Raw genomic sequence first — 23,734 nt, forward strand, 5'->3', positions numbered from 1 at the left:
AAATCATGGGATGATTGTGATGACTGACGAGGAAATCTATTCCCGCCTCACGCCGATTTTCCGGGACGTCTTCGACGACGACACGCTGACGCCGCATCCGGAAATGACCGCGGCCGAAGTGCCGGCGTGGGACAGCCTCAGCAATATTCGGCTGGTCGTCGCTGTCGAGGTGGAGTTCAAGATCCAGTTCTCGACTGGCGAGGTTGCTGCCCTGAAGAACGTCGGCGAGTTCGTCAACGTCATTCGTCAAAGAGCTGCGCGTTGAGCGAACAGCCACGAGTGCTGCTGTGGAACGAGCTTAAGGAAGGCATGACCGTCTCGCTTCCGTTCCGGATCGGTCAGAGCGAGATGGATACCTTCCGAAAGCTGTCGGGAGATTCGAGCCGCATTCATATCGATTCCGAATTCGCACGAAGCCGCGGATTCGCAGGGCCCGTGGTGTACGGCGCGCTCACAGTCGCCAGACTTTCGCATCTGGTCGGAATGCACTTGCCGGGCGACCTCGGGCTGGCGACGAGCTGGCGGATCGACTTCAACAAGCCGCTCTACATCGACGAGGAAGCGACTTTTAACGGCGAGCTTACTCATGTGTCGCAATCCACCCACACCGTCAGCCTGAAGTTTCGGGTGTACGCGGGTGAGAAGTTGATCGCCAGCGGCACCGCCGGATCCAAACTTCTAGATGAATGACACTATCTTGGTCACAACTGACATCATCCTGGTCACAACGCCATGACGTTTCAGCTTCAAGAACTGCCCTGGTTAGAGGCGCCGCCGGCGGATTTCAAGGCGCTATGCAGCGCGCTTGACGCAACCGATGAGCCGAACGGCGCCGAGATCGCCGCACTTGCCGCCAAGAACCTCAACACGGACCAGCTCACGCGCCTTTCGAAGAGCATCGAACGCGCGCGAACCAAGAAGAAGGCGATTTCGCCGCTTCGCGAATTTCATCTTGGATTGCTCGGCAACGGTACGACGTGCCTGTTCACCCCTGCGCTTGCCGCTGGTGCCGCGCGTCATGGCGTCATGCTCCGCGTCACCCAGGCTGATTACGATCAGGTTGCGCAGGAAGCGCTCGATCCATCCTCCGCGATCAACTCCTGCAAACCGGACGCCGTTCTGCTGGCGCTCGATTTCCACGGGTTGCCCCTCAACAACGGCGGCAGCGGCGCGTCGAACCAGTCCGCCCTCGACTACGTGGGCATGATACGCGAAGGTCTCGAGCGCGGCGCCGGTGTGCCGGTCATTTTCCAGACCGTTGCCTGCCCTCCGCAGCCACTGTTCGGAAGCATGGACGCGCAAGTACCCATGTCGATGCGCCGCCAGATCCAGGATTTCAACGACGGGCTTCGTGAGCTCGCCGCGAAGCGCGGTGACTACATCCTCGACGTCGCCGCGTTGGCGGAATCGATCGGCACCCAGAATTGGCACAATCCCGTTCAATGGAATCTCTACAAGCTGCCATTCGCGCAGACGATGGTGCCAGTCTACGTTGAATATGTCGGACGGCTGCTCGGCGCCATCCGCGGCAACGCCCGCAAATGCCTCGTGCTCGATCTCGACAACACGCTCTGGGGCGGCACGATCGGCGACGACGGACTGGAAGGGATCGTTCTCGGTCAGGGCGACGGGGTCGGCGAGGCCTTCACCGAAATCCAGCGAACGGCGCTTCAGCTGCGCGATCGCGGCGTCATCCTGGCGGTATCCTCGAAGAATACGGATGAAGTCGCGCGACAGCCGTTCCGGGAGCATCCCGAGATGTCGCTGAAGCTGGAGCATATTGCGGTCTTTCAGGCCAACTGGAGCGACAAGGCCACCAACATCGAAGCCATCGCCAAGACGCTTAACATCGGGCTGGATTCCATGGTGCTGCTCGACGACAACCCCGCCGAGCGGAGCCAGGTCCGAAAGGCGCTGCCGATGGTGGCGGTGCCCGAGCTGCCCACCGATCCTTCGCTCTATGCGCGCACGCTCCTGAACGCGGGCTATTTCGAAGCCGTGACGTTTTCCGAAGAGGATCGTCAGCGCGGCGACCTCTATCAGGCAAATGCCCAGCGCGCGGAGCTGTCGGCCAAGTCCCGCGACATGGAAGAATTCCTGGCGTCGCTCGGCATGACGATCGAATTCCACGCGTTCGATGCCGTCAATCTGGGGCGGATCGCGCAGCTCATCAACAAGACCAATCAGTTCAATCTGACGACGCGGCGCTACACGCATTCCGAAGTCGAGACCATGTCGCGTTCGCCCGATTGCCTGACCTTCCAGATCAGGCTTCGCGACCGCTTTGGTGACAACGGGGTCATCGGCGTCGTGATCGCGCGAAAGAAGGACACGACCTACGACATCGACACCTGGTTGATGAGCTGCCGGGTCCTCGGGCGACGGGTTGAGGAAGCCATCATTGCCGAGCTCGTCCGCCATTGCCGTTTGAATGGCGTCGACACGCTCGAGGGAAGCTACCTGCCCACCGCCAAGAACGGGTTGGTGCGCGACCTATACAAGAAGCTCGGATTTGCGCCGGCCGGCGGTACGGATGACCACCGCATCTGGAAGCTGGACATCACCGAATACGACGTCCCCTCCTTGCCGTTCGAGGTTATTCGCGACAACGCCGCGAATGCCTGAAATCCGGCGTTCGTACGCCGCGCTGCAGACCCCGGAGCGGTAGCCACGGCAGCCCGATCGCGCGCCGGCTGGCCGCGCCTCGCTCTCCGTGCCGAAGACAGTCAACGAAGAAGACTGTCTCGGCTGGCAGGCGCGATCGAATCGGCCTCCCCGGGATCGCTCGCAAAAACGGGAACTTGCAGCGGCGGGCGAACCACTTCCAAGGCTTTCGCCCCGGACGCCGTCGACATGGCGAAGACTGACGCCAACCTGCGGAAGCCGACCAATTCTGGCCTACACATGTGATTTTTCAGATACTTAACTGATGTCGCGCGAATGGCTGGGGCGGGAGGGATCGAACCTCCGAATGGCGGAATCAAAATCCGCTGCCTTACCGCTTGGCTACGCCCCAACGCGCCGATCGAAGGCCACGCCGGTCTATAGGGTGAGTCCGGCCTTTTCAACAGGGTGGCGCGCGAAAAGGCACGAAAGCCGCAGGTTGATACCGGCACCCTTATTATAAGGGCGACGCTGCGGTGGCCGAAACGGACCGGGCGATGTCCGCTCGGACAGTTGAGAGGCCGCTTGTTTCATGGGAAGACAATTTCCAAACGCCTCGTCGGGAGTAACGCCATGACCTACCGTGCGCCGATCAACGATATCCTGCTGTCCCTCAACCATGGTGCGGGGCTCGCTGCCGCCGTGGCGGCCGGCCACTACGGCGATTTCGATGCCGACATCACCGCTGCGGTGCTGGAAGAAGCCGGCAAGTTCGCCTCCGATGTGCTGGCGCCACTGAACAAGGTCGGCGACGAGCACGGCATCAAGCTCGACAACGGCAAGGTGACGACCGCACCCGGCTGGCCCGACGCCTATCAGCGCTGGACCGCAGCGGGATGGAACGCGGTGTCGGGGCCGGAAGCGTTCGGCGGCCAGGGCCTGCCGCTCGCGATCAACGCCGCCTGCACCGAGATCTGGAGCGCATCGAACGTTGCCTTCGGCCTCTGCCCCTTGCTGACGCTGTCCGCGATCGAGGCGCTCGATGCCCATGGCAGCGCCGAGCTGAAGAAGGTCTATCTCGAGAAGCTCGTTACCGGCGAATGGACCGGCACCATGCAACTCACCGAGCCCAACGCCGGCTCCGACGTCGGCGCGCTGCGCACCCGCGCCGAACGCGCAGGTGACGGCACCTACCGCATCAAGGGCACCAAGATCTTCATCACCTATGGCGAGCACGACATGACCGACAACATCGTGCACTTCGTGCTCGCACGATTGCCCGATGCGCCCGCCGGCACCAAGGGAATCTCGCTGTTCCTGGTTCCGAAATTCATGGTCAATGCCGACGGCTCGCTCGGCGAGCGCAACGACATCCATGCGAGCGGCGTCGAGCACAAGCTCGGCATGCACGCTTCGCCGACCTGCACCATGACCATGGGCGACAAGGGCGGCGCGATCGGCTTTCTGATCGGCGAGGAAAACGCGGGCATGCGCTGCATGTTCACGATGATGAACCAGGCCCGCCTCGGCGTCGGCCTCGAAGGCGTCGGCATTGCCGACCGCGCCTATCAGCAGGCGCTGGCCTATGCGCAGGAGCGCCGCCAGGGCAAGGCGATCGGGCACAAGGGCGACGGCATGGATCCGATCATCGTGCATCCCGACGTCAAGCGCATGCTGATGCAGATGCGCAGCATGACGGCGGCGGCGCGCACGATCTGCTACGCCACCGCGGTCGCGCTCGACGTCTCGGTGCGCGCCAACGACGCCAAGGTGCGCGCCGACGCCGCGGCACGCGGCGCGCTGCTGACCCCGATCGCCAAGGCGTTCTCCACCGACATCGGCAACGAGGTAGCCTATCTCGGCGTGCAGGTCCATGGCGGCATGGGCTTCATCGAGGAGACCGGCGCCGCGCAGCATTACCGCGATGCCCGCATCACCTCGATCTATGAAGGCACCAACGGCATCCAGTCGATCGACCTCGTCACCCGCAAGCTCGGCGCCAATGGCGGCGCATCAGTGTGGGCGCTGCTCGACGAGCTCGCCGCCACCATTAAGCAGGTCGAGACCTCCAACGATCCGGCGTTCGGCACCACCGGCGCCAAGCTCCGCGACGCCCATGCCGCGCTGGAGCGCGCCAGCAAATGGCTGCTCGAGCGGCTGGCCTCCGCGCCGAACGAGGCGCTGGCCGGCGCGACGCCCTATTTGCGGCTGTTCGGCGCCACGCTCGGCGGCTGCATGCTTGCCGGCGAGGCGCTGGCCGCGAAGGCCAACGGCGAAGCCGAGCCGCAGCGCTACGTCGCATTGGCGCGCTTCTTCGCCGAGAACACCTCTGTGCAGGCGCCGTCACTGGAAAAGACCGTGACGGAGAGCGCCGAGGCGGTGACCGGTGCGGATGCGGTGCTGGCGGGGTAGGCCTCGCAATGTCGCCCGGGCACAGGCGGAACTCATCGTAGTCGTCCTGGCGAAAGCCAGCACGTTGCGCTGCCGGTGGACCATACTTTCGCGTTCGAGTGACCCGATTAATCCGAGCTCTCGTTCCGCCCTCTCTTGAGCGGAGGGCGCAGGGAAGCCGGATGCCGATCAACGATCCCAGCGAGACGAGCGAAACTCCCTGGGGCCGTCCAGCAAATCACGCTTGCGGGCAGACTGATCGATCCTGCTGGCCGAATGATCGGCCATTGCGTTGATGGCCGCGCCGGCTAGATTTTGCGCACGCTGCCGTCGCTTTTCGTCCCTCGATCGAACATGCCGATCCTGGTCTCGCCGACGGCAGATTTCATCGGAGAGACGTTCCTGGAGGCATCCGTTGCCTCGATAAGGTCGCTGCGTCATCTTGCACGCTCCCTCCAACTGGATTGCGGTACGGACTAACGCTCCGGCGAGCCGCTTGTTCGCGGTGGCGATTGGCCGGGTGCAGAGAATTTCGGCGTCAATACTTTGGGCTTCCTCGGCGGAGCCGCAATCAATCCCTCGCGGATCGCCTGCTTGCGGGCAAGCTTGCGCGCTCGCCGCACGGCCTCCGCCTTCTCTCGAATCCGTTTTTCCGAAGGCTTTTCGAACGATCGGCGGCGCTTCATCTCCCTGAAGACGCCCTCACGCTGCAGCCTCTTCTTCAGAACGCGCAGCGCCTGGTCGATATTGTTGTCCCTGACAAGAACCTGCAATGGATCACCTCTCGCGGCGCTGAACCCTTTCAGTTCTGATTGAATCAGAACCGAAGCTCTAGCTTCTCGTTTGACGCGTTTTCTTCACGCGAACCGGTACCCACTTCGCTCGAAAACGCTCTCGGTACATTGAACGGACAAATACGAAAGCCCGCTCCATCGGTGACAGAGCGGGCCGCACTGCCATTCCAGTACATCCGTGAAACGGCAGCCGATCAACAACATGACGAAAGTTCAGCCGCAGTGCTGCAAGCACGCGTTCTCACCTTCATCCGACGATGTCTTTGGAAAAGGGTCCGCACGGACCGATCTACAAGGCTCAAGGCCAGTCGATCCGACACAAGTATACACTTATCTCAGCTATGCAAGGCGCAATTGCCAGTTCCGGGATTTATCTCTCGCGGTTCAAGCGTTTGAGATCGTAGCCGGGAGACGAGAGCGGGTCACCCGAGCGAGCGCGTGAGCGGTTCCGCGAATCGATATCATTGTTGAATAGCAAATTCGGACCTCCTGACGCAGAGTGTGGCGCTGCCGGGTGAATTCAGCGCGCCGACACTCGAGAGCCTGGGCAGCTCCCATCGCAAAGAGGGAGCCGCAATTGGCAACCCGCTATTATTTCGATATCCGCAACGGCGAAGAGCTCTATGCCGACAGGCAGGGGATCGAGCTGCGCGACGAGGAGACTGCTGCCCACGAAGCGATGCAGTCATTGCTCAGCATGGCGAAAGACAACCCGCCGTTGGACAAACACAGTCTGCTGGTGTTCGAGGTCCGCACGAACGAGGGGCCGCTGTTTCAGGTCAGCCTCAATCGCGGCATAACGCGGCATTAGGTGCGTCAGCGCGCAACCCAACGTCAAGAATTTGGCCGGCGAAGGCCCGCCGGTCCTCTCGCGAACCGGCCTCCGCTTCGCGCGAAGACGCTCTAGCGGTCGGACAGGCTGCCGACGATCGATGCGCGGCGGGACAGTTCGATCCAGTTGCCGTCCGGATCGAGGATCATGGAAATCCGCGCGACCTCGCCAAGCGTCACCGGCGCGAGGCCCTCGCGCACGCCCTTGGCGCGCAGCTCATCGTGCACCGCGTCGATATCGGCGACTTGCAGCGTGATGTAGCGCCAGCCGCGCGCGCCCCGAATTGGATCGACGGCCGCGGCCCGATCTTCCCTGAGCAGGATCAGGCTGTCGCCGAGGCGAAACGCCGGACCACCGGACCAGGATTGCTCGGCGAAGCCGAGAATGTCGCCGTAGAACCTGCGGTGCACGGCGAGGTCGCGCACGGCCATGGAAACGGCAATTTGGGTGATGCCGTCATGTCCGGGCGGCACCAGGCAAACCCTGTTGCCGTCGGGATCGGCCATGCGCTGCGGCGCTCCAACGCCGTCGCGCGCAACGATCAGTTCGCGATAGCCGCTCGGCGCCGCATCCGGCAGCGGCTCGACATGATGGTTGAGCTTGATCACCGAACCATGTGCGTCGTGCCGATATTGCTTCTGCCCGCGCCGGATCGGCAACATGTGGTCGAAGCGAACGCCGGCGTCCTGTTGCCAAAACTGCAGCATCGGCTCCAGATTGTTGGTGGAAAGGCCGACGTCGATCACGTTCTTTGCGAGTTGCATGTCCAGTCTCCCCAACCGCCGCACGCGCTCGCTGGGCCGGCTCAACCGGGAAAGCGATCGCCAAACATCGGCAGTCCGCTGCGCGACTGTTCGCGCGTCGCCTCATCCTGGATGACGTCCCAATGCTCGGCCAGCACGTCACCCTCGATGCGCACGATGTCGGCGACGACCCATGCCGCCGGCAGACCATGACCGCTGAACCGGCCGTGCAGAATGACGAAATCGCCGCTCGCCGCGCCGACATGGTTCTCATAGCGCAGCGTCGCGGGCAAGCCCTTGACGAGATCGAACAGCCCGTCCCGGCCGGGCGCGATGTGCGCGCTGTGCTGGATGTAGCGCGGCGACCAGAGCCGCTCAGCCGCGGCGTAATCGCGCTTGTTGAACAGGGTCTCGAACGCATCCAGTACGAACTGGACGCGGCGATCCTGGTTCGACGCGGTCATGGCTTCGCTTCCTTGACGCTATCAGGGTTACTTGATCAGGGTTACTTGCGGACCAACGGGATCTGAAGATTGGTCGGCCTGTTCTGCTCGATGTCGAAACCGCGGCCGTCGACATTGCGGGCGCCCCAGAACAGCAGGTCGCCCCTGAGATAGACCAGGTCGTATTCCATGAAGTTCGTCCCTTCCTTGAGACCGAACGGAAGGAACGACTTGCCGAAGATGCTCTGCGGCGCATCAACCGCCCACGGCGCGTAGCCGGCAGCAGCGACCTTGTTGAGCACATCGACAAAGCCCTGCGCCAGCGGCGTGACCTCGTAGGCCTCGTCGGCGACGAAGTCGACCTTCTGCGCCCCCGGTGCGATCGGATGCGCGCCCTGCCACTGCATGTGTCCGACGATCCTGATCCGCGCCAGCGGCACCTTGCCGTATGGATCGGCCGAGTTGACCACCACGAGCTCGAACCGGTCGGAGGACTGATAGGTGAAAGCGCGCTTGAGATAGAACGGCTTGATCGAGCCATCCGGATTCTTGCTCGGCCGGATCTCGGGCGCGATGCTTTCCCAGTTTCCGGCGAGTGCCTGCTTGATCGTTGCGACGTCCTGTTCCATGGCGCTTGCCCTCGTTTGATTGCCCGGTGATTGCGCGGCGGCGCCGCCGGGCGCTGTCAGCACCAGCAGCGGCAACAGCAATGCTCTGAGGCTCATCCGCATGCGCAAGCTCCGGCCTGGCTTCGCGCGGCTCCTCTGCCTGTGAGGCAGGGCCCGCACTGGGAATACGCTTCGCTATAGAGGGCGCTGGCCGGCTTGAAAAAGACTTTGTAAGCTGGCCCCATGCTTGCGAGACATGCCTGCGAGAGATGGCAACGTGATGGGCAGGCCGTGATCGGGAGACTGCGATGGAGCTTCGGCATCTGCGCTATTTCGTTGCCGTGGCCGATGCCGGCAGCCTGACGGTCGCCGCCGAGCAGAAGCTCCACACCTCACAGCCTTCGCTCAGCCGGCAGATCCGCGATCTCGAGGAGGAGGTCGGGGTGCAACTTTTGAATCGCGGCGCGCAGGGCATCGAGCTGACCGCCGCCGGCAAGGCATTCCTCGACCATGCCCGCATGGCGCTGCTGCAGGCCGAAGCCGCCAAGGAAGCGGCGCTGCGCGCAGCCCAGCCGCCGAAGCCTGTCTTCTCGCTCGGCTTCCTGTCGGGCGCCGAAATCGATCTGCTGCCCGAGGTGAGCCGCCTGTTGCGCGAGGAGTTTCCCGGCATCGACATCCGCCTGTCGAGCGAATACTCGCCTCTGCTCGCCAAAGCCCTGATGCGGCGCAAGCTCGATGCGGCCTTCATGCGGGCGGACGAGAACATGGAGGACCTGGCGTACAAGCGCGTGCGCACCGACCCGCTGGTGTTCGTGTTTCCGGGCAACCATCGGCTGGCGGCGCAGACCGTCGTCGCGCCGGAAGACGTCGCGGGCGAGACCTTCTATCTGCCGTCCAAATCCGCGCCCGCGGTGCGCCGCGTCGTGCTCGACTATTTCAACCGCGCCGGCATCGATCCGAGGCCGGAGCACGAGGTGCACAACGTCGTGCACGCGATATCGATGATCACCTCGACGCATGGTGTGATGCTGCTGCCGGCCTACACGGCGCGCTATCTGCCCGACAGCATCACCACCCGCCCGGTGCAGGGAGAGCCGCCGACGCTCGATCTCGTGCTCGCCTATCACAAGGCCAACAAATCCCCGATCCTGAAGCTGTTGCTATCGCGGGTCGGCCGCCTGGCCGGAGCGCCGGCCTGATCCCTTCAATCCAGTGAGGACCAATATGCAAGCAGGCCTCGTTCAGACCTTTCGCGCCTTTGCCTACAACAATGCCTGGGCCAATCATCGCCTTCTCACGGCATGCGCCGGGCTCAGCCAGGCAGAGTTCGCCGCCGCGCGGACCGGATTCTTCCCGAGCCTGCAGGCGACGCTGAACCACATCCATGTCATCGATCTCTTCTATATCGACGCGCTCGAAGGGGGCTGGCTCGGGCCGAAGGCGTGGGCCGATGAAGTGCCCTACCCGTCGGTCGCGGCGCTGCAGGCTGCGCAACGCGCGATCGACCAGCGCCTGATTGTTCACTGCGATGCACTGACGCCAGAACGGCTCGATGAAGTGGTCAAGGTCAACCGCGACACTTCCGTGCAGACCGAGCGGCGCGACCGCCTTCTGATGCATCTGCTTCAGCACCAGATCCATCATCGCGGCCAGGCCCACGCGATGCTCTCCGAAACCACCGTCAAGCCGCCGCAGCTCGACGAATTCTTCGCCGCCGGCGAGGCGCCGCTGCGGGAAACCGAGTTCAAGGACCTCGGCTGGCGCGAAGCCACCGTCTGGGGCGGCTAGAGCTTCGTTCCGATCGAATCGAAACGAAGCTCTAGATTCTTGTTTTGACGCGTTCCTTTACGCGAGCTGGTATCCACTTCGCTCGAAAACGCTTTGAGCGCCAGGTTCCGCACGCGATCGGGCGTCGCGGACCGGTTCCCGATCCGGAACAGCCTTGAATCCCGGCGCCTCCGCGCTCACCTGTCGATGAAACGTGGGGAACTCCAAACATGCCATTCGCCAATCACCGGGGCCAGCGCATCCATTACACTGTTGAAGGATCCGGGCCACTGATCGTGCTCCAGCACGGCCTGCTGCTCGACGCCGCCAGCTGGAAGCAGTGCGGCGTGGTCGACGCGCTCGCCGATCGCTTCCGCGTCGTCTGCGTCGATTCGCTCGGACATGGTTTGAGCGACAAGCCTGCCGATCCCGAATTCTACGATCAGGAACAACGTGCCGGCGATATCGTCGCCGTGATCGATGATCTCGGCCACGAGCGCGCACACGTGGTTGGACATTCGATGGGCGGCTGGGTGGCGGTCGGCGTTGCCCGGTTCTTCCCGGCCCGGCTGGCGTCGCTTTCGATCGGCGGCTGGGACTTTGTTACCGGGCTGCCGCGCGGCAACGCCGGCCCGCTGACGTATGGTGCCTTCATGACGTTTGCACGCCGCACCGCGCCGCAACTCACGGGATGGGTGACGTCCGACCTCGAAGGCGGCGTGCGCGCCTGCTTCGATGCGCTCGGCCAGATCGATGGCGCCAGGGACGCCGTGCTCTCCTCACGCGTGCCCGTGCTGCTCTGGAACGGACAGGACGACGGACCGCATGCGCCGATGCAGCGCTTTGCCGCGGAGAACGGCCTTGAAGCTATGTCGGTCCCCGGCGATCATCTCGGCGCGCTGTTCCAGCATGGCGCCGCGGTCGGCCGGGGCATCGGCTCGTTCGTCGGGCGCGGCTGAGCGGAGCACGATGAAGGGATACGTGCGACGGCCGCGGTTCGGCTTGCGCGGCCGGCACCCCGGAAATCGCGAATTCCGGTTAACTGCATTGCGCCGTTCTCATACTCGCCCACGGGGAAAAGCAGAGCAGAACACGCTGGAGCCCTTGGGGCTTGCACGGGATCATGTAGGATAGCGGTCACGACCTCGGCCGGCGACGCTGCCGGCCGACACTCGGACCGCTTACCCTGGGACTGCTTGATGAGCGCGCATGTCATAGTCACCGACGAAGCCGCCACACGCGTGATCCGGCTGCGCAGGCCCGAGAAGAAGAACGCGATCACCCAGGAGATGTTTCGCGCGATCAGCGATGCGATCGACAAGGCGCAGAACAATCCGAAGATCCGCTGCCTGATCATCACCGGCGGCTCCGGCGTGTTCACCGCGGGCAACGACATCGAGGACCTGCTCGCGCAGGGCACCTCGACCGGCGAGACGCCGCCCGCCTCCGATCTGGTCAAGTTCCTGTATTCACTGGCCCACAATGTGAAGCCGATCATCGCTGCCGTCGACGGCGTCGCGATGGGCATCGGCACCACGATGCTGTTTCACTGCGACTATGTGCTGGCGAGCAAGACCGCGCTGTTCTCGACGCCGTTCTCAAATTTCGGCCTGGTGCCGGAAGGCGCCTCCAGCCTGCTGATGCCGCGCACGATGGGCCATCAGCGCGCCTTTGCGATGCTGGTGATGGGCCGCACCATGTCGGCCGACGACGCCCGCGTCGCCGGTTTCGTCAACACCGTGGTGGCGCCGGGGCATGCCGAGGTCGAGGCGCACAAGGTGGCGCGCGAGATCTGCGCACTGCCGGCCGAGGCGGTGGCGATCTCGCGCCGCCTGATCCGGCTGCCGCCCGAGGACGTCACCCGCCGCATCGAGCAGGAGAACCATCTGTTCAGCGAGCGGATGCGCTCCAACGAGGCGGTCAGCGCCTTCAAGGCCTTCGTCGCGCGCACCAAGGATTGAAACGAAGCGTCGCAAAATTGTAGTGGCGTCGCGCCATGATCGTGTGTTCCATGATCGTGCACGCCATGGACAGGTCATGAGACACCATCGCCTTACGCCCCTCGCCGCGCTCTGCGCACTCGGACTGGCCGCGGCAAGCCCCTGCCTGGCGCAGACCGCAGCGCCGGTGAGCCTGCGGATTCTCGCGATCAACGATTTCCACGGCTATCTGCGGCCGCCGCCGGGCGGCATCCGCATCACCGATCCCGCTGACGCGACCAAAAAGATCATGGTGCCCGCCGGCGGCGCCGAGCGGGTGGCGACCGTCGTCAAGCAGCTGCGTGAAGGCCATAAGAACAATATCTTCGTCGCGGCCGGCGACCTGATCGGCGCGAGCCCGTTCTTGTCGGCGATGTTTCACGACGAGCCGACCATCGAGTCGCTGTCGATGATGGGGCTTGCGATCTCGTCGGTCGGCAATCACGAATTCGACGAGGGCAAGGACGAGCTGCTGCGGATGCAGAATGGCGGCTGCCACCCGGTCGACAAGTGCCAGGGGCCGCATCCCTTCCTGGGGGCCAAATTCCGCTATCTCGCCGCCTCCACGATCGACAAGGCCACCGGCAAACCGGTGTTTCCGCCCTACGAGATCAAGGAGTTCGACGGCATTCCGGTGGCCTTCATCGGGCTGACCCTGAAGAACACGCCGAACCTGGTGTCGCCGGCCGGCGTCGCGAGCCTCGAATTCCGCGATGAGGCCGAGACCGTCAATGCGTTGGTCCCCGAGCTGAAGGCGAAAGGCGTCAAGGCGATCGTGGTCCTGATCCACGAGGGCGGCTTTCCAACCGGCGACTATAATGAATGCCCCGGCATCTCCGGGCCGATCGTCGACATCGTCAAGAAATTCGACAAGGCGGTCGACGTCGTGATCTCCGGCCACACCCACCAGGCCTATGTCTGCGAGATTGACGGACGGCTCGTCACATCAGGCGACAAATACGGCACGCTGGTCACCGCGATCGACCTTCAGCTCGATCCGAACAGCCACGACGTAATCAGCGCCAAGGCCGACAACACCATCGTGACGATCGGCGGCACAGCCAAGGACCCGGAGCAGAGCGCGCTGCTGGAATCCTACGACCGGCTGGCCGCACCGATCGCCAACCGCGCGGCCGGCTCGGTCACGGAAACGCTGTCGCGCACGCCTGCCGAGACCGGCGAAAGCGTGCTCGGCGATATCGTCGCCGACGCGCAGCTGCGCGCGACGAGCTCCGAGCCGAATGGCGGCGCGGTGATCGCCTTCACCAATCCCGGCGGCGTGCGCACCGACATCGTCAAGCGCGAGGACGGCGCCATCACCTATGCCGACATCTTCGCCAGCCAGCCGTTCCGCAACCAGCTGGTGACGATGACGCTGACCGGCAAGCAGCTCAAGGACGTGCTGGAGCAGCAATGGGCCGACCCGAAACGGCCGCGTGCGCTACAGGTCTCGAAAGGCTTTGCCTATGCGTGGGATGCGAGCAAGGGCGACGGCGCGCGCATCATCGCCGCGCGGATGTCGCTCGACGGCAAGCCGATCGACCCGGCCGCGAGCTATCGCGTCACCGTGAACAATTATCTCGCCGAGGGCGGCGACGGCTTCACGGTGTTCAAGGAAGGAACGGCGCAGCAGTTCGGCATCTACGACGTCGATGCCCTCTATGCCTACTTCAAGGCCAACAGCCCGGTCGGCCCGGCGGCGGGCAAGCGGATCGAGCGGATCAATTGAAGTGCGGACATGGAACATCCGTGGGGCCGAGACAGGCCTTTCCGGCGAGCCGGTAACGGCCTAAATTAGACGCTCCTCGCACGCGCCCCCAATGCGCCGGGAATTTGCATGACACTGCTTCTGACGCACACCGCCTGCCTCGATCACCTGACGCCACCCGGACACCCCGAACGCCCCGACCGGCTGCGCGCGGTTGCCGAGGTGCTTGGCGAAGACCGTTTCAAGGCGCTGGTGCGCGACCTCGCACCGGAAGGCGACCTCGACAGCGTGCTGCTGTGTCATGGCGAGCACTATGTCGGCGAGTTGCGCCACATCGCGCCGACCTCCGGCATGATTTACATCGACGGCGATACCTCGATGTCGCCGGGCACCTGGGAAGCCGTGATGCGCGGCGTCGGCGGCGCAGTGGCGGCGACGGATGCGGTGATGGAGGGCAAGCACCAGAACGCCTTCGTCGCGGTGCGCCCGCCCGGGCATCACGCCGAGAAGTCGACGCCGATGGGCTTCTGCTTCTTCGACAATGTCGCGATCGCCGCGCGCCACGCGCAGCGCAAATACGGCATCAAGCGCGCTGCGATCATCGATTTCGATGTCCATCACGGCAACGGCACGCAGGATATCTTCTGGGCCGATCCGACCGTGATGTACTGCTCGACGCATCAGATGCCGCTATTCCCCGGCACCGGCGCTGCCGGCGAGCGCGGCGAGCACGACACCGTCGTCAACGCGCCGCTTTCGCCCGGCGACGGCGGCGCCAAATTCCGCTCCGCCTTCGAGAACCTGATCCTGCCGCAGCTCGAGAAGTTCTCCCCCGAACTCGTCGTGATCTCGGCGGGCTTCGACGCGCATCACCGCGATCCGCTGGCCTCGATCAACCTGACCGGCGAGGATTTCGGCTGGGTCACGCGCAAGCTGATGGACCTCGCCGACAAGAGCGCCGGCGGCCGCGTCGTCTCCGTGCTGGAGGGTGGCTACGACCTCGAGGGCCTGAAAGAGTCGGTGGCATCTCACGTCACCGCATTGATGGGCAGGTAAATCCCCGCCACAATACCCCCGCAAAAATTCGATTGATTCTGCGCCGGGGCAAGCATGGCCTGCGACGGGTCATGTTTGGACGACGAGATCCGATCGCGGTCTGATCGGCGCACTGGGAACACATAATGGCCGAAAATACCCAAGCCGACGTCAAGAAGCTCTCCTTTGAACGCGCGATCGAGGAACTCGAATCGATCGTCAAGCGGCTCGAGGACGGCAAGGTCCCGCTTGAGGAATCGGTCGCGATCTATGAGCGCGGCGAGGCGCTGAAGCGGCGCTGCGAGGAATTGCTGCGCCAGGCCGAAGCCCGCGTCGACAAGATCACCACCGACGCCTCGGGCCAGCCGACCGGCACCGAGCCGCTCGACGTGCAGTAGCGGCAAGAGGCGCCGATACGCCGCGATCATGCGACAGGATGTCCGCCTCGGCGGGCGATTGTTGCTGCGCATTTCCGTTGAACGACGACGCAGCGGGGCGACCGCGGCAATCGGGTGCGGCTGCGAATCAGGCCAATCCGGACCATCGGGGCTGCCGCTAAAATAGCCAAAATGGAACCCGATCCTAGCCCAAGCATTGAAAAGTCTAGACTTTTCGGGACGGCGCATAGGAACCCTGCGCGCCCTATCGGGTTGGCTTTGGCTGCGGCTTTGGTGTAATGCTTCCAGTTCTATGGGCATTTGAGGGTGTCGGGCGGCCCGAATTTTTCGGGCGGCATGCATCTCAAATGGTTCGACAAAACTGAACCGGGACGGGTGAAGAGCGACCAAGGTGATGCATATCACGTGGTCCAATCCGGAGTGAATCTAGGCTTACAATCAGGCAGGGCCTGCCGGGACGGCACCCAGTGTCTGGCATTCGCTGCGCGGTGAGCGCGCCAACCCATCTCGCGTCGGGCCGTTCGTTCCGACAGGCAAAAATTGGAAATTCGCTGTGACCACATTTAGTAAAACGCCGCTTCTTGACACTATTCACACGCCGGATGACCTGCGCAAGCTGAAGGTCGAGCAGGTGCGGCAGGTTGCCGACGAGCTCCGCCAGGAAACCATCGACGCCGTGTCGGTGACCGGCGGCCATTTCGGCGCCGGCCTCGGCGTGGTCGAACTGACCACCGCCATCCACTACATCTTCGACACCCCGCGCGACCGCCTGATCTGGGACGTCGGCCACCAAGCCTATCCGCACAAGATCCTGACCGGTCGCCGCGACCGCATCCGCACCCTGCGCACCGCCGGCGGCCTCTCCGGCTTCACCAAGCGCACCGAGAGCGACTACGATCCGTTCGGCGCTGCGCACTCCTCGACCTCGATTTCGGCCGGCCTCGGCATGGCCGTGGCACGCGACCTCTCCGGCGGCAAGAACAACGTTATCGCCGTGATCGGCGACGGCGCGATGTCGGCAGGCATGGCCTATGAGGCCATGAACAACGCCGGCGCGATGAACTCGCGCCTGATCGTGATCCTCAACGATAACGACATGTCGATCGCACCGCCGGTCGGCGCGATGAGCGCCTATCTGTCGCGCCTCTACTCGGGCAAGACCTACCGCTCGCTGCGCGAGGCGGCCAAGCAGATCAACAAGCGCCTGCCGAAGATCCTCGCCAACCGAGCCAACCGCGTCGAGGAATATTCCCGCGGCTTCATGATGGACGGCGGCACGCTGTTCGAGGAGCTCGGCTTCTATTATGTCGGCCCGATCGACGGCCACAATCTCGACCATCTGCTGCCGGTGCTAAAGAACGTCCGCGACATGGAGACCGGGCCGATCCTGGTTCACGTCGTGACCCAGAAGGGCAAGGGCTACGGCCCGGCCGAGGCTTCCGCCGACAAGTACCACGCCGTGGTCAAGTTCGACGTCGCGACCGGCACCCAGGCCAAGGCCAAGCCGAACGCGCCGGCCTACCAGAACGTGTTTGGCCAGAGCCTCGTCAAGGAAGCCCAGAAGGACGACAAGATCGTCGCCATCACCGCGGCGATGCCGTCGGGCACCGGCGTCGACATCTTCAACAAGGCGTTCCCGGACCGCACCTTCGACGTCGGCATCGCCGAGCAGCATGCGGTGACGTTCGCCGCCGGCCTCGCCACCGAAGGTTACAAGCCGTTCTGCGCGATCTACTCGACCTTCCTGCAGCGCGGCTATGACCAGGTGGTCCATGACGTCGCGATCCAGAGCCTTCCGGTCCGCTTCGCGATCGACCGCGCCGGCCTGGTCGGCGCCGACGGCGCGACCCATGCCGGTTCGTTCGACAACGCCTATCTCGGCTGCCTGCCGAACTTCGTGATCATGGCGGCCTCCGACGAGGCGGAAATGGTTCACATGGTGGCGACCCAGGTTGCGATCAACGATCGTCCGAGCGCACTGCGCTATCCGCGCGGCGAGGGCCGCGGCGTCGAGATGCCTGAAGTCGGCATTCCCCTGGAGATCGGCAAGGGCCGCATCGTCCGCGAGGGCAAGCAGGTCGCGCTGCTGTCGTTCGGCACCCGCCTCGCCGAGTGCGAGAAGGCCGCCGATGAGCTCGCTGCTCACGGCCTCTCCGCCACGATTGCCGACGCGCGCTTCATGAAGCCGCTCGACGAAGAGATGATCATGAAGCTCGCCCGCGACCACGAGATCCTGATCACCATCGAGGAAGGCTCGATCGGCGGCTTCGGCTCGCATGTCATGCAGTACCTGTCCGACAACGCCATGCTGGACAGCGGCATGCTCAAGTTCCGTTCGATGATCCTGCCCGACGTGTTCCTCGACCATGACTCGCCGGCTGCGATGTATGCCCGCGCGGGTCTCGACGCCAAGAGCATCGTTGCCAAGGTCTTCGAGACCCTCGGCAAGGACTACAAGACCGAGACCGTCAAGCTCGCCTAGAGCCCTTAACCGTTCCGATCGAATCGGAACGGAGCTCTGGATTTTTGTTTTGACGCGTTTTCTTCACGCGAGGCCGATACCCACTTCGCTTGAAAACGCTCTCATTGCTCGGGCGGCGCCCCTGGTGCCGGCAAGTCTATGAAAATCTATCTGGCAGGTCCTGACGTGTTCCTGCCGGATGCCGTGGAGATCGGCCGCCGCAAGGCGGAGGTTTGCGCCTATCACGGGCTGACCGGGCTGTATCCGCTCGACAACAGCATCAATCCCACGGTCGCCGGCGCCTCGCTCACCATCTTCAAAAGCAACGAGGCGATGATGGAGTCGGCCGACGCCGTCATCGCCAATTTGACGCCGTTTCGCGGCCCCAGTGCCGACGCAGGCACCGTCTACGAACTCGGCTACATGGCAGGACGCGGCAAGCTGTGCCTCGCCTATTCGAACGATCCCACGTCCTACGCCAATCGTGTGGCGCGGCTGCAGCAGGTGGTGCCGGCATCCGACGGACGCCTGATCGACGCGGAGGGGCTGACGGTGGAAGAGTTTGGCTTGCCGGACAATCTGATGATGATGCACGCGCTCGATCTGCACGGCAGTCCGCTGGTGACGCCGAAGGAGCCTGCGGCCGACCTCTGGCACGATCTCACCTCCTTCGAGACCTGCGTGCGGCTCGCCGCCGCGCAGCGCCGGCAGGGCGCCAAATGACCAAGCAAGTGACCAAGCCGGGCGACAACGACAACGGCGTATCCGCCAGCAAGCGCATCGACGTGCTGCTGGTCGAGCGCGGCCTGTTCGAAAGCCGGGCGCGGGCGCGCGCCGCGATCGACGCCGGCCTCGTCACCGCCGACGGCAAACAGGTTGCGAAGGCATCCGAGATCGTGGCGCCCGGCGCCGAACTCACGGCCGAACCGGCGCACCCCTATGTCTCGCGCGGCGGCGTCAAGCTCGCCGGTGCGCTCGAGCATTATCCGATCGACGTCGAGGGCCATGTCTGCCTCGATGTCGGCGCCTCGACCGGCGGCTTCACCGAAGTGCTGCTCGCCAATGGCGCGAGCCTCGTCTTCGCCATCGATGTCGGCCACGGCCAGCTGCATCCCTCGCTGCAGGGGCATCCGAAGATCGTCTCCATGGAGGAGACCGACATCAGGAATTTCGAGGGCAAGCGGCTGCCGGCGCGGCCCGATGTCGTCGTGATCGACGTCAGCTTCATCTCGCTGAAGCTGGTGCTGCCGGTGGCGCTGTCGCTGGCGGCCGCGCCGATGCATCTCTTGGCGCTGATCAAGCCGCAATTCGAGGCGGCCCGCAAACACGCCAAGCGCGGCGTCATCCGCAATGCGATGGTGCACCAGGAGATTTGCGACGATATCGCCGCCTTTGCCGCCTCGCTCGGCTGCACCGACATTCAGGTGTTCCCGTCATCGATCACCGGCGGCGACGGCAACATCGAATTCTTCCTCGGCGCACGCCGTGGCTGAGCTTCTAACCATCGACCATGTCGGCCATCGCGGCGACGGCGTTGCGATCGACGGCGCGCAGTCGGTCTTCGTGCCGACCACGCTGGCCGGCGAAACGGTCGAGGTCGACGACGTTCCGGGCAATCATCCCGACCGGCGGCGGCTGGTGCGGGTGACGCAGGAAAGCCCCGAGCGGATCGCGCCGTTCTGCCCGCATTTCGGCGTCTGCGGCGGCTGTGCGATCCAGCACTGGAGCGACGCGCCCTACCACGCCTGGAAACGCAACATCGTGATCGAGACGCTGGCGCAGGCGAAGGTCGCGGCCGACGTCGCACCGCTACTCGACGCCCATGGCGCGGGCCGCCGCCGCATCACGCTGCACGGACGCATGGGGACCCATGAGGTGCTCAAGGTCGGCTTCGCTGCGGCCGGTTCGCATGACATCATCCCGGTCGACCGCTGTCCGATCCTCGATCCGGCGCTCGACGGTGCGCTCGAGGCGGCCTGGGCCACAGCCGAGCCGCTGATCTCGATCGGCAAGCCGCTCGACATCCAGGTGACCGCGACGCTCAACGGTCTCGACATCGACGTGCGCGGTTCCGGCGCGCTGCCGACCAGCCTGATCACCACGCTGTCGCGGGTCGCGGAGAAACACCGGCTGGCGCGGCTGACACGGCATGGCGAACTGGTGCTGCAGCGCGGCTCTCCCGAGGTCGCGATCGGAAAGGTGAAGGTCGTGCTGCCGCCGGGCTCGTTCCTGCAGGCGACCGCCAAGGGCGAGGAGACGCTGGCTGCGCTGGTTCGCGAGCATTGTGGGCGCGCCAAGCACATCGCCGATCTGTTTTGCGGTGTCGGCCCGTTTGCGCTCCGCCTCGCCGAGAAGGCGCGGGTCACGGCCTTCGACAGCGACGCCGGCGCGGTCGCGGCACTGCAAAAGGCTGCGCAATTGACGCCGGGGTTGAAGCCGCTCAAGGCCGAGGCGCGCGACCTGTTCCGCCGCCCGCTGATGCCGCAGGAATTGCGCGACTACGACGCCGTCGTGTTCGATCCGCCCCGCCAAGGTGCGCAGGCGCTGGTCACCCAGCTTGCGGCGAGCAAGGTGCCGGTGGTCGTCGCGGTGTCCTGCAACGCTGCAACGTTTGCGCGCGACGCAAAAATCCTGATCGATGGCGGCTACAAGATATCAGCCGTCACCCCGGTCGATCAGTTCCGCCACACCCCACATGTCGAACTGGTGGCGCGCTTCGCACGCTGAGGCATCGCGGCGACTATCGCAGCGGGCGGCGGTCTCGCTATAATACGCATCTTATGTCCCACGATCCGCTGCTCGCACGTATCATTCCCGTCCTTGCCGACGTGCCGGGCGTCGCCGCCATCGTGCTCGGCGGCTCGCGGGCGCGCGGCACGGCGCATGAAGCCTCCGACACCGATCTCGGCCTCTACTTTCGGGATGGCGCCGCGCTGGACATCGATCGGCTGCGCGACGCGGTGGCCGGCCTTGTCGACAACCCCACTGCTGCCCATGTGACGCCGGTCGGCGAATGGGGACGGTGGATCGTCGGCGGAGCCTGGCTTGCGATCGGCGGCCGCAAGGTCGACCTGCTCTACCGCAGCATCGATGAGGTCGCTCACGTCATCGATGCCTGCCGGAACGGGGAGATCAGCATGCACTACCAGCCGGGCCATCCGCACGGCTTCTGCTCGGCGATCTGGATGGGCGAGATTGCGCTGTGCCGCGCCCTGCATGATCCCGATGGCTTCGTCGCGGCGCTGAAGGCAAAGACCTCGCCCTACCCGCCGGCCTTGCGCGACGCGTTGGTGCGCCGCTTTCAATGGGAAATCCTGTTCGCGATCGAGAATGCCGAGCTTGCGCTGCCGCGCGGCGACAGCACGCATATCGCCGGCTGCGCCTATCGCGCGCTGTCCTGCATCGCGCAGGTGCTGTTTGCACTGAATGGGCAGTATCTGATCAACGAAAAGGGCGCGCTGGCGCAGGCGGCAAATTTTCCGTTGACGGTTCGCGGCCTCGCCGGGCGCGTCGCCGAGGTGTGGCGGCAGATTGGTGCGGCCGAGCACACCGCCGCGATGCAGACGTTGCGGGTGCTGGAGAACGAAGTTCGGGAGATGTAGGGCGGGTTAGCGAAGCGTAACCCGCCGCGCCTCCGCGGAACGAATGGTGGGTTACGCTTCGCTAACCCACCTTACAAGGCTGCTACCGCCCCCAGCGATCCTGCCAGATCTTCTCGCCGATCGTGCAACTGACCCGTGGCTCCTTCTCGGCGGTCCGCACGACCGGGCGGTCGGGGGTGCGGCCGGCGACCTCGAGCAGCAGCTTGGTGCGGATCGCTTCCTTGAACTTCTCGCGATCCTTGATCGACACCACGAACGAGCCGGGCCCACCGATCACGCAGTCCTCGTAGTAGAAGTCGAGATTTTCGATATCCATCGTCGAATAGGACGGCTCCTTCACCATGATCGGCAGGCCGTTGATGACGATGCCCTTGTCGAGCGCCGCATCACGCGCAGGCGTGATCGGCATGCCGTTGTTGTTGGGGCCGTCGCCGGAGATATCGATCACGCGGCGCAGGCCGCGATGTGGATTCTCGTCGAACATCGGGATCGCGAAATAGATCGCGCCCGAGATCGAGGTGCGAGAGGCGCGGCGCACCGGCGTCTTCATGATCTCGGCGGAGACCGCGTCGGCGGATTCAGGGCCGTCGATCACCCGCCAGGGAATGATGACCTTCTGGTCGTTGGAGGCGGCCCATTCGAAATAGGTGATCGAGATCTTGCCGTTCGGGCCGGCCTTCAGCGCCTGCAGGAATTCCTTGGAAACGATCGCCTGCGCATAGCCCTCGCGCTGGATCGCGAGTTCGTCCATGTCCATCGAATAGGAGACGTCGACCGCGATGATCAATTCGATGTCGACGCTCGGCGTGGATTCCTTTTCGGCCAGCCGGCCTGTCTGTGTTCCAGGGCCTGGCGCGGCAACACCGGCCACGTCGCCGCTGGCCAACATGCCCGCGACAAGCACCGCTCCGATCGAGACATACCAGCGCATTGCGGCCCTCCCGTCGTGTCCTGTCATGGTGACACGCAAATCAGGCGGCGAAAAGCGCAGATATCATCTGTCCTTCACATTCAAGTTAGAGGCCTGCAAGTTAGAGGCCCGCAAGCTAGACATCACCTGCCACGAATGCGGCACCGCGCGCCGTGCCGTTGCCGCAATGACGCCGTGCAAATCGAACGGTTCCAACACGCACGGGAAGACGGTATTCTTACGGTGCAATCGCGAGGGAGTGCGATGCCCGATAGCGTCGTCAAGCCGAAAACCAGGACGAAGACCAAGGTCGAGCGGCCACGCCTGCACAAGGTGATCCTGGTCAACGACGACTACACGCCGCGCGAATTCGTCGTCACCGTGCTGAAGGGTGAATTCCGCATGACCGACGACCAAGCCTACAAGGTGATGCTGACCGCGCACCAGCGCGGCGTCTGCGTGGTCGCGGTGTTCACCAGGGATGTCGCCGAGACCAAGGCGACGCGCGCCACCGATGCCGGCCGCGCCAAAGGCTATCCGCTGCTGTTCACCACCGAGCCGGAAGAATAGCAAGCATCACCGCCGCACTGGCTCGGTCCGCTGGCTCAGCGCAATGTCGGCGACGACCGCCCCCATCACCAGCGCGCCGCCGATCAGGGCACGCAGCGACGGCACCTCGGCAAACGCCAGCCACACCCAGAACGGCATCAGCGGCGTCTCGAGGGTTGCGATCAGCGAGGCCTGCGCGGACGGCAGCAATCTCGAGCCGACCGTGAACAGGGTGAGGCCGAGACCGACCTGGCATACGCCGAACATCGCGAGCACGCCGAGATCGGCACCGGTGACCGCGCCGATGCCGAGCCCCAGCGGCAAACTCACGCCGCTGCCGAGAAAGTTCGAGAGCGCCGCGGCGGCGATCATCGGTGTCCCCTTGTGCCGCCGGATCACCACCGTCATCAACGAAATCGCCAGCACCATCACGCCGGCAAGGCCGATGCCCCTGTAGTCCGTGATGGCAGCGGCACCACTGACGGTGATGGCGACGCCCGCGAGTGCGACAAGGCTCGCCAGCAATGTGCCGGGCCGAGCCCGCTCGCCGAGCCAAAGCCGGGCGATCGCGGCCGCCGCAAACGGCTGCATCGCGATGAGAATGGCGACATTGGCGACGCTGGTCAGTTGCAGCGCCGGAATGAACGTCACCATGCCGAAGGTCGAGAGGCCGGCCACCAGCCATCCGCTCAATGGCATCACGACGAGATCGCGCGCGCCGCGCCAGCCCTGCGTGGCGACCAGGAACAGCGCGATCGCGCCGCCCCCGAACAGCCCGCGCCAGAACAGGATGGTCCAGGAATCGAAGTGCAGCAGCCGGGTGAAGAACGGCGCAGTGCTCCAGGCCACGGCAGCCGCCACGACCAGCGCGACCCCGGTGCGATGCTGCGCGTGGGTGTCAGTCACGTAC

At 64.4% G+C, this 23,734-nt stretch carries 24 protein-coding genes and 1 tRNA gene; 18 read left to right on the forward strand and 7 right to left on the reverse strand.

The window, feature by feature from the left end; genetic code table 11:
* The first annotated feature begins 19 nt into the window (after positions 1–19).
* Genes BraRD5C2_RS16795 through BraRD5C2_RS16805 form a run of 3 tightly spaced genes read left to right on the forward strand, consistent with a single transcriptional unit; the run spans position 20 to position 2,625 of the window.
* Entirely contained in the window at positions 20–265 is a 246-nt protein-coding gene (locus BraRD5C2_RS16795; RefSeq protein WP_157345131.1) for an acyl carrier protein, read from the forward strand.
* A complete protein-coding gene (locus tag BraRD5C2_RS16800; protein ID WP_223969832.1) occupies positions 262–690 on the forward strand; it encodes a MaoC/PaaZ C-terminal domain-containing protein in 429 nt (142 codons plus the stop codon). The genes BraRD5C2_RS16795 and BraRD5C2_RS16800 overlap by 4 nt, the downstream gene beginning before the upstream one ends.
* Before the next feature lie 42 nt (positions 691–732).
* Positions 733–2,625, forward strand: coding sequence for an HAD-IIIC family phosphatase (locus BraRD5C2_RS16805; protein WP_223969833.1), 1,893 nt, complete (start codon positions 733–735; stop codon positions 2,623–2,625).
* Positions 2,626–2,941: 316 nt separating this feature from the next.
* On the opposite strand, the gene BraRD5C2_RS16810 is transcribed toward BraRD5C2_RS16805, so the two are convergent.
* Positions 2,942–3,016 (reverse strand) — tRNA-Gln (locus tag BraRD5C2_RS16810).
* A gap of 221 nt (positions 3,017–3,237) precedes the next feature.
* On the opposite strand from BraRD5C2_RS16810, the gene BraRD5C2_RS16815 reads away from it, so the two are divergent.
* Entirely contained in the window at positions 3,238–5,016 is a 1,779-nt protein-coding gene (locus tag BraRD5C2_RS16815; protein WP_223969834.1) for an acyl-CoA dehydrogenase, read from the forward strand.
* Positions 5,017–5,471: 455 nt separating this feature from the next.
* Here BraRD5C2_RS16815 and rpsU read toward each other — a convergent pair whose 3' ends face one another.
* The gene (rpsU, locus tag BraRD5C2_RS16820) at positions 5,472–5,768 is read right to left on the reverse strand and encodes a 30S ribosomal protein S21 (protein WP_223969835.1); all 297 of its coding nucleotides are present in this window, start codon (positions 5,766–5,768) and stop codon (positions 5,472–5,474) included.
* Between the two features lie 598 nt (positions 5,769–6,366).
* Between rpsU and BraRD5C2_RS16825 the strand changes: the two genes are divergently transcribed.
* Complete coding sequence (locus BraRD5C2_RS16825) at positions 6,367–6,600, forward strand: DUF6894 family protein (protein WP_223969836.1); 234 nt, start codon at positions 6,367–6,369, stop codon at positions 6,598–6,600.
* Between the two features lie 92 nt (positions 6,601–6,692).
* Here BraRD5C2_RS16825 and BraRD5C2_RS16830 read toward each other — a convergent pair whose 3' ends face one another.
* Genes BraRD5C2_RS16830 through BraRD5C2_RS16840 form a run of 3 tightly spaced genes read right to left on the reverse strand, consistent with a single transcriptional unit; the run spans position 6,693 to position 8,538 of the window.
* Positions 6,693–7,385, reverse strand: coding sequence for a VOC family protein (locus BraRD5C2_RS16830; RefSeq protein WP_223969837.1), 693 nt, complete (start codon positions 7,383–7,385; stop codon positions 6,693–6,695).
* 41 nt (positions 7,386–7,426) lie between these two features.
* A complete protein-coding gene (locus BraRD5C2_RS16835) occupies positions 7,427–7,828 on the reverse strand; it encodes a nuclear transport factor 2 family protein (RefSeq protein WP_223969838.1) in 402 nt (133 codons plus the stop codon).
* Positions 7,829–7,869: 41 nt separating this feature from the next.
* A complete protein-coding gene (locus tag BraRD5C2_RS16840; RefSeq protein WP_223969839.1) occupies positions 7,870–8,538 on the reverse strand; it encodes a hypothetical protein in 669 nt (222 codons plus the stop codon).
* A gap of 185 nt (positions 8,539–8,723) precedes the next feature.
* On the opposite strand from BraRD5C2_RS16840, the gene BraRD5C2_RS16845 reads away from it, so the two are divergent.
* From BraRD5C2_RS16845 to BraRD5C2_RS16900, 12 genes are all read left to right on the forward strand, one after another.
* Positions 8,724–9,614 carry a LysR substrate-binding domain-containing protein gene (locus tag BraRD5C2_RS16845; RefSeq protein ID WP_223969840.1) on the forward strand — a complete coding sequence of 297 codons (891 nt, stop codon included), beginning with the start codon at positions 8,724–8,726 and terminating at the stop codon, positions 9,612–9,614.
* 25 nt (positions 9,615–9,639) lie between these two features.
* Positions 9,640–10,203, forward strand: a complete 564-nt coding sequence (locus BraRD5C2_RS16850) for a DinB family protein (protein WP_223969841.1) — start codon at positions 9,640–9,642, stop codon at positions 10,201–10,203.
* A gap of 209 nt (positions 10,204–10,412) precedes the next feature.
* On the forward strand, positions 10,413–11,141 hold the full coding sequence (locus BraRD5C2_RS16855; protein WP_223969842.1) for an alpha/beta fold hydrolase: 729 nt from the start codon (positions 10,413–10,415) through the stop codon (positions 11,139–11,141).
* Positions 11,142–11,381: 240 nt separating this feature from the next.
* Positions 11,382–12,143 carry a crotonase/enoyl-CoA hydratase family protein gene (locus BraRD5C2_RS16860; RefSeq protein ID WP_223969843.1) on the forward strand — a complete coding sequence of 254 codons (762 nt, stop codon included), beginning with the start codon at positions 11,382–11,384 and terminating at the stop codon, positions 12,141–12,143.
* Between the two features lie 76 nt (positions 12,144–12,219).
* Positions 12,220–13,890, forward strand: coding sequence for a bifunctional metallophosphatase/5'-nucleotidase (locus BraRD5C2_RS16865; RefSeq protein WP_223969844.1), 1,671 nt, complete (start codon positions 12,220–12,222; stop codon positions 13,888–13,890).
* Positions 13,891–13,998: 108 nt separating this feature from the next.
* Positions 13,999–14,925 carry a histone deacetylase family protein gene (locus BraRD5C2_RS16870; RefSeq protein ID WP_223969845.1) on the forward strand — a complete coding sequence of 309 codons (927 nt, stop codon included), beginning with the start codon at positions 13,999–14,001 and terminating at the stop codon, positions 14,923–14,925.
* A 125-nt stretch (positions 14,926–15,050) separates the two neighbouring features.
* On the forward strand, positions 15,051–15,302 hold the full coding sequence (locus BraRD5C2_RS16875; RefSeq protein WP_028334494.1) for an exodeoxyribonuclease VII small subunit: 252 nt from the start codon (positions 15,051–15,053) through the stop codon (positions 15,300–15,302).
* Positions 15,303–15,855: 553 nt separating this feature from the next.
* Positions 15,856–17,784 (forward strand): 1-deoxy-D-xylulose-5-phosphate synthase, encoded by a 1,929-nt coding sequence (dxs, locus tag BraRD5C2_RS16880; protein ID WP_223969846.1) that lies wholly within the window; start codon positions 15,856–15,858, stop codon positions 17,782–17,784.
* A 138-nt stretch (positions 17,785–17,922) separates the two neighbouring features.
* Entirely contained in the window at positions 17,923–18,486 is a 564-nt protein-coding gene (locus tag BraRD5C2_RS16885) for a nucleoside 2-deoxyribosyltransferase (protein WP_223969847.1), read from the forward strand.
* Positions 18,483–19,256, forward strand: a complete 774-nt coding sequence (locus BraRD5C2_RS16890; protein WP_223969848.1) for a TlyA family RNA methyltransferase — start codon at positions 18,483–18,485, stop codon at positions 19,254–19,256. The genes BraRD5C2_RS16885 and BraRD5C2_RS16890 overlap by 4 nt, the downstream gene beginning before the upstream one ends.
* Complete coding sequence (locus tag BraRD5C2_RS16895; RefSeq protein ID WP_223969849.1) at positions 19,249–20,490, forward strand: class I SAM-dependent RNA methyltransferase; 1,242 nt, start codon at positions 19,249–19,251, stop codon at positions 20,488–20,490. The genes BraRD5C2_RS16890 and BraRD5C2_RS16895 overlap by 8 nt, the downstream gene beginning before the upstream one ends.
* A gap of 53 nt (positions 20,491–20,543) precedes the next feature.
* Positions 20,544–21,365: a nucleotidyltransferase domain-containing protein gene (locus tag BraRD5C2_RS16900; RefSeq protein ID WP_223969850.1), complete on the forward strand. Its 822-nt coding sequence runs from the start codon at positions 20,544–20,546 to the stop codon at positions 21,363–21,365.
* An 82-nt stretch (positions 21,366–21,447) separates the two neighbouring features.
* Here the strand turns inward: BraRD5C2_RS16900 and BraRD5C2_RS16905 are convergent, their stop codons facing one another.
* Complete coding sequence (locus tag BraRD5C2_RS16905; RefSeq protein ID WP_223969851.1) at positions 21,448–22,296, reverse strand: DUF1194 domain-containing protein; 849 nt, start codon at positions 22,294–22,296, stop codon at positions 21,448–21,450.
* Between the two features lie 243 nt (positions 22,297–22,539).
* On the opposite strand from BraRD5C2_RS16905, the gene clpS reads away from it, so the two are divergent.
* Positions 22,540–22,845, forward strand: a complete 306-nt coding sequence (gene clpS, locus BraRD5C2_RS16910) for an ATP-dependent Clp protease adapter ClpS (RefSeq protein ID WP_024580653.1) — start codon at positions 22,540–22,542, stop codon at positions 22,843–22,845.
* A 6-nt stretch (positions 22,846–22,851) separates the two neighbouring features.
* On the opposite strand, the gene BraRD5C2_RS16915 is transcribed toward clpS, so the two are convergent.
* A complete protein-coding gene (locus BraRD5C2_RS16915) occupies positions 22,852–23,730 on the reverse strand; it encodes a DMT family transporter (protein WP_223969852.1) in 879 nt (292 codons plus the stop codon).
* Positions 23,731–23,734 lie beyond the last annotated feature (4 nt).

Origin of the sequence: Bradyrhizobium sp. RD5-C2, from assembly GCF_019972155.1 — a bacterium.
Classification (GTDB): Bacteria; Pseudomonadota; Alphaproteobacteria; order Rhizobiales; family Xanthobacteraceae; genus Bradyrhizobium.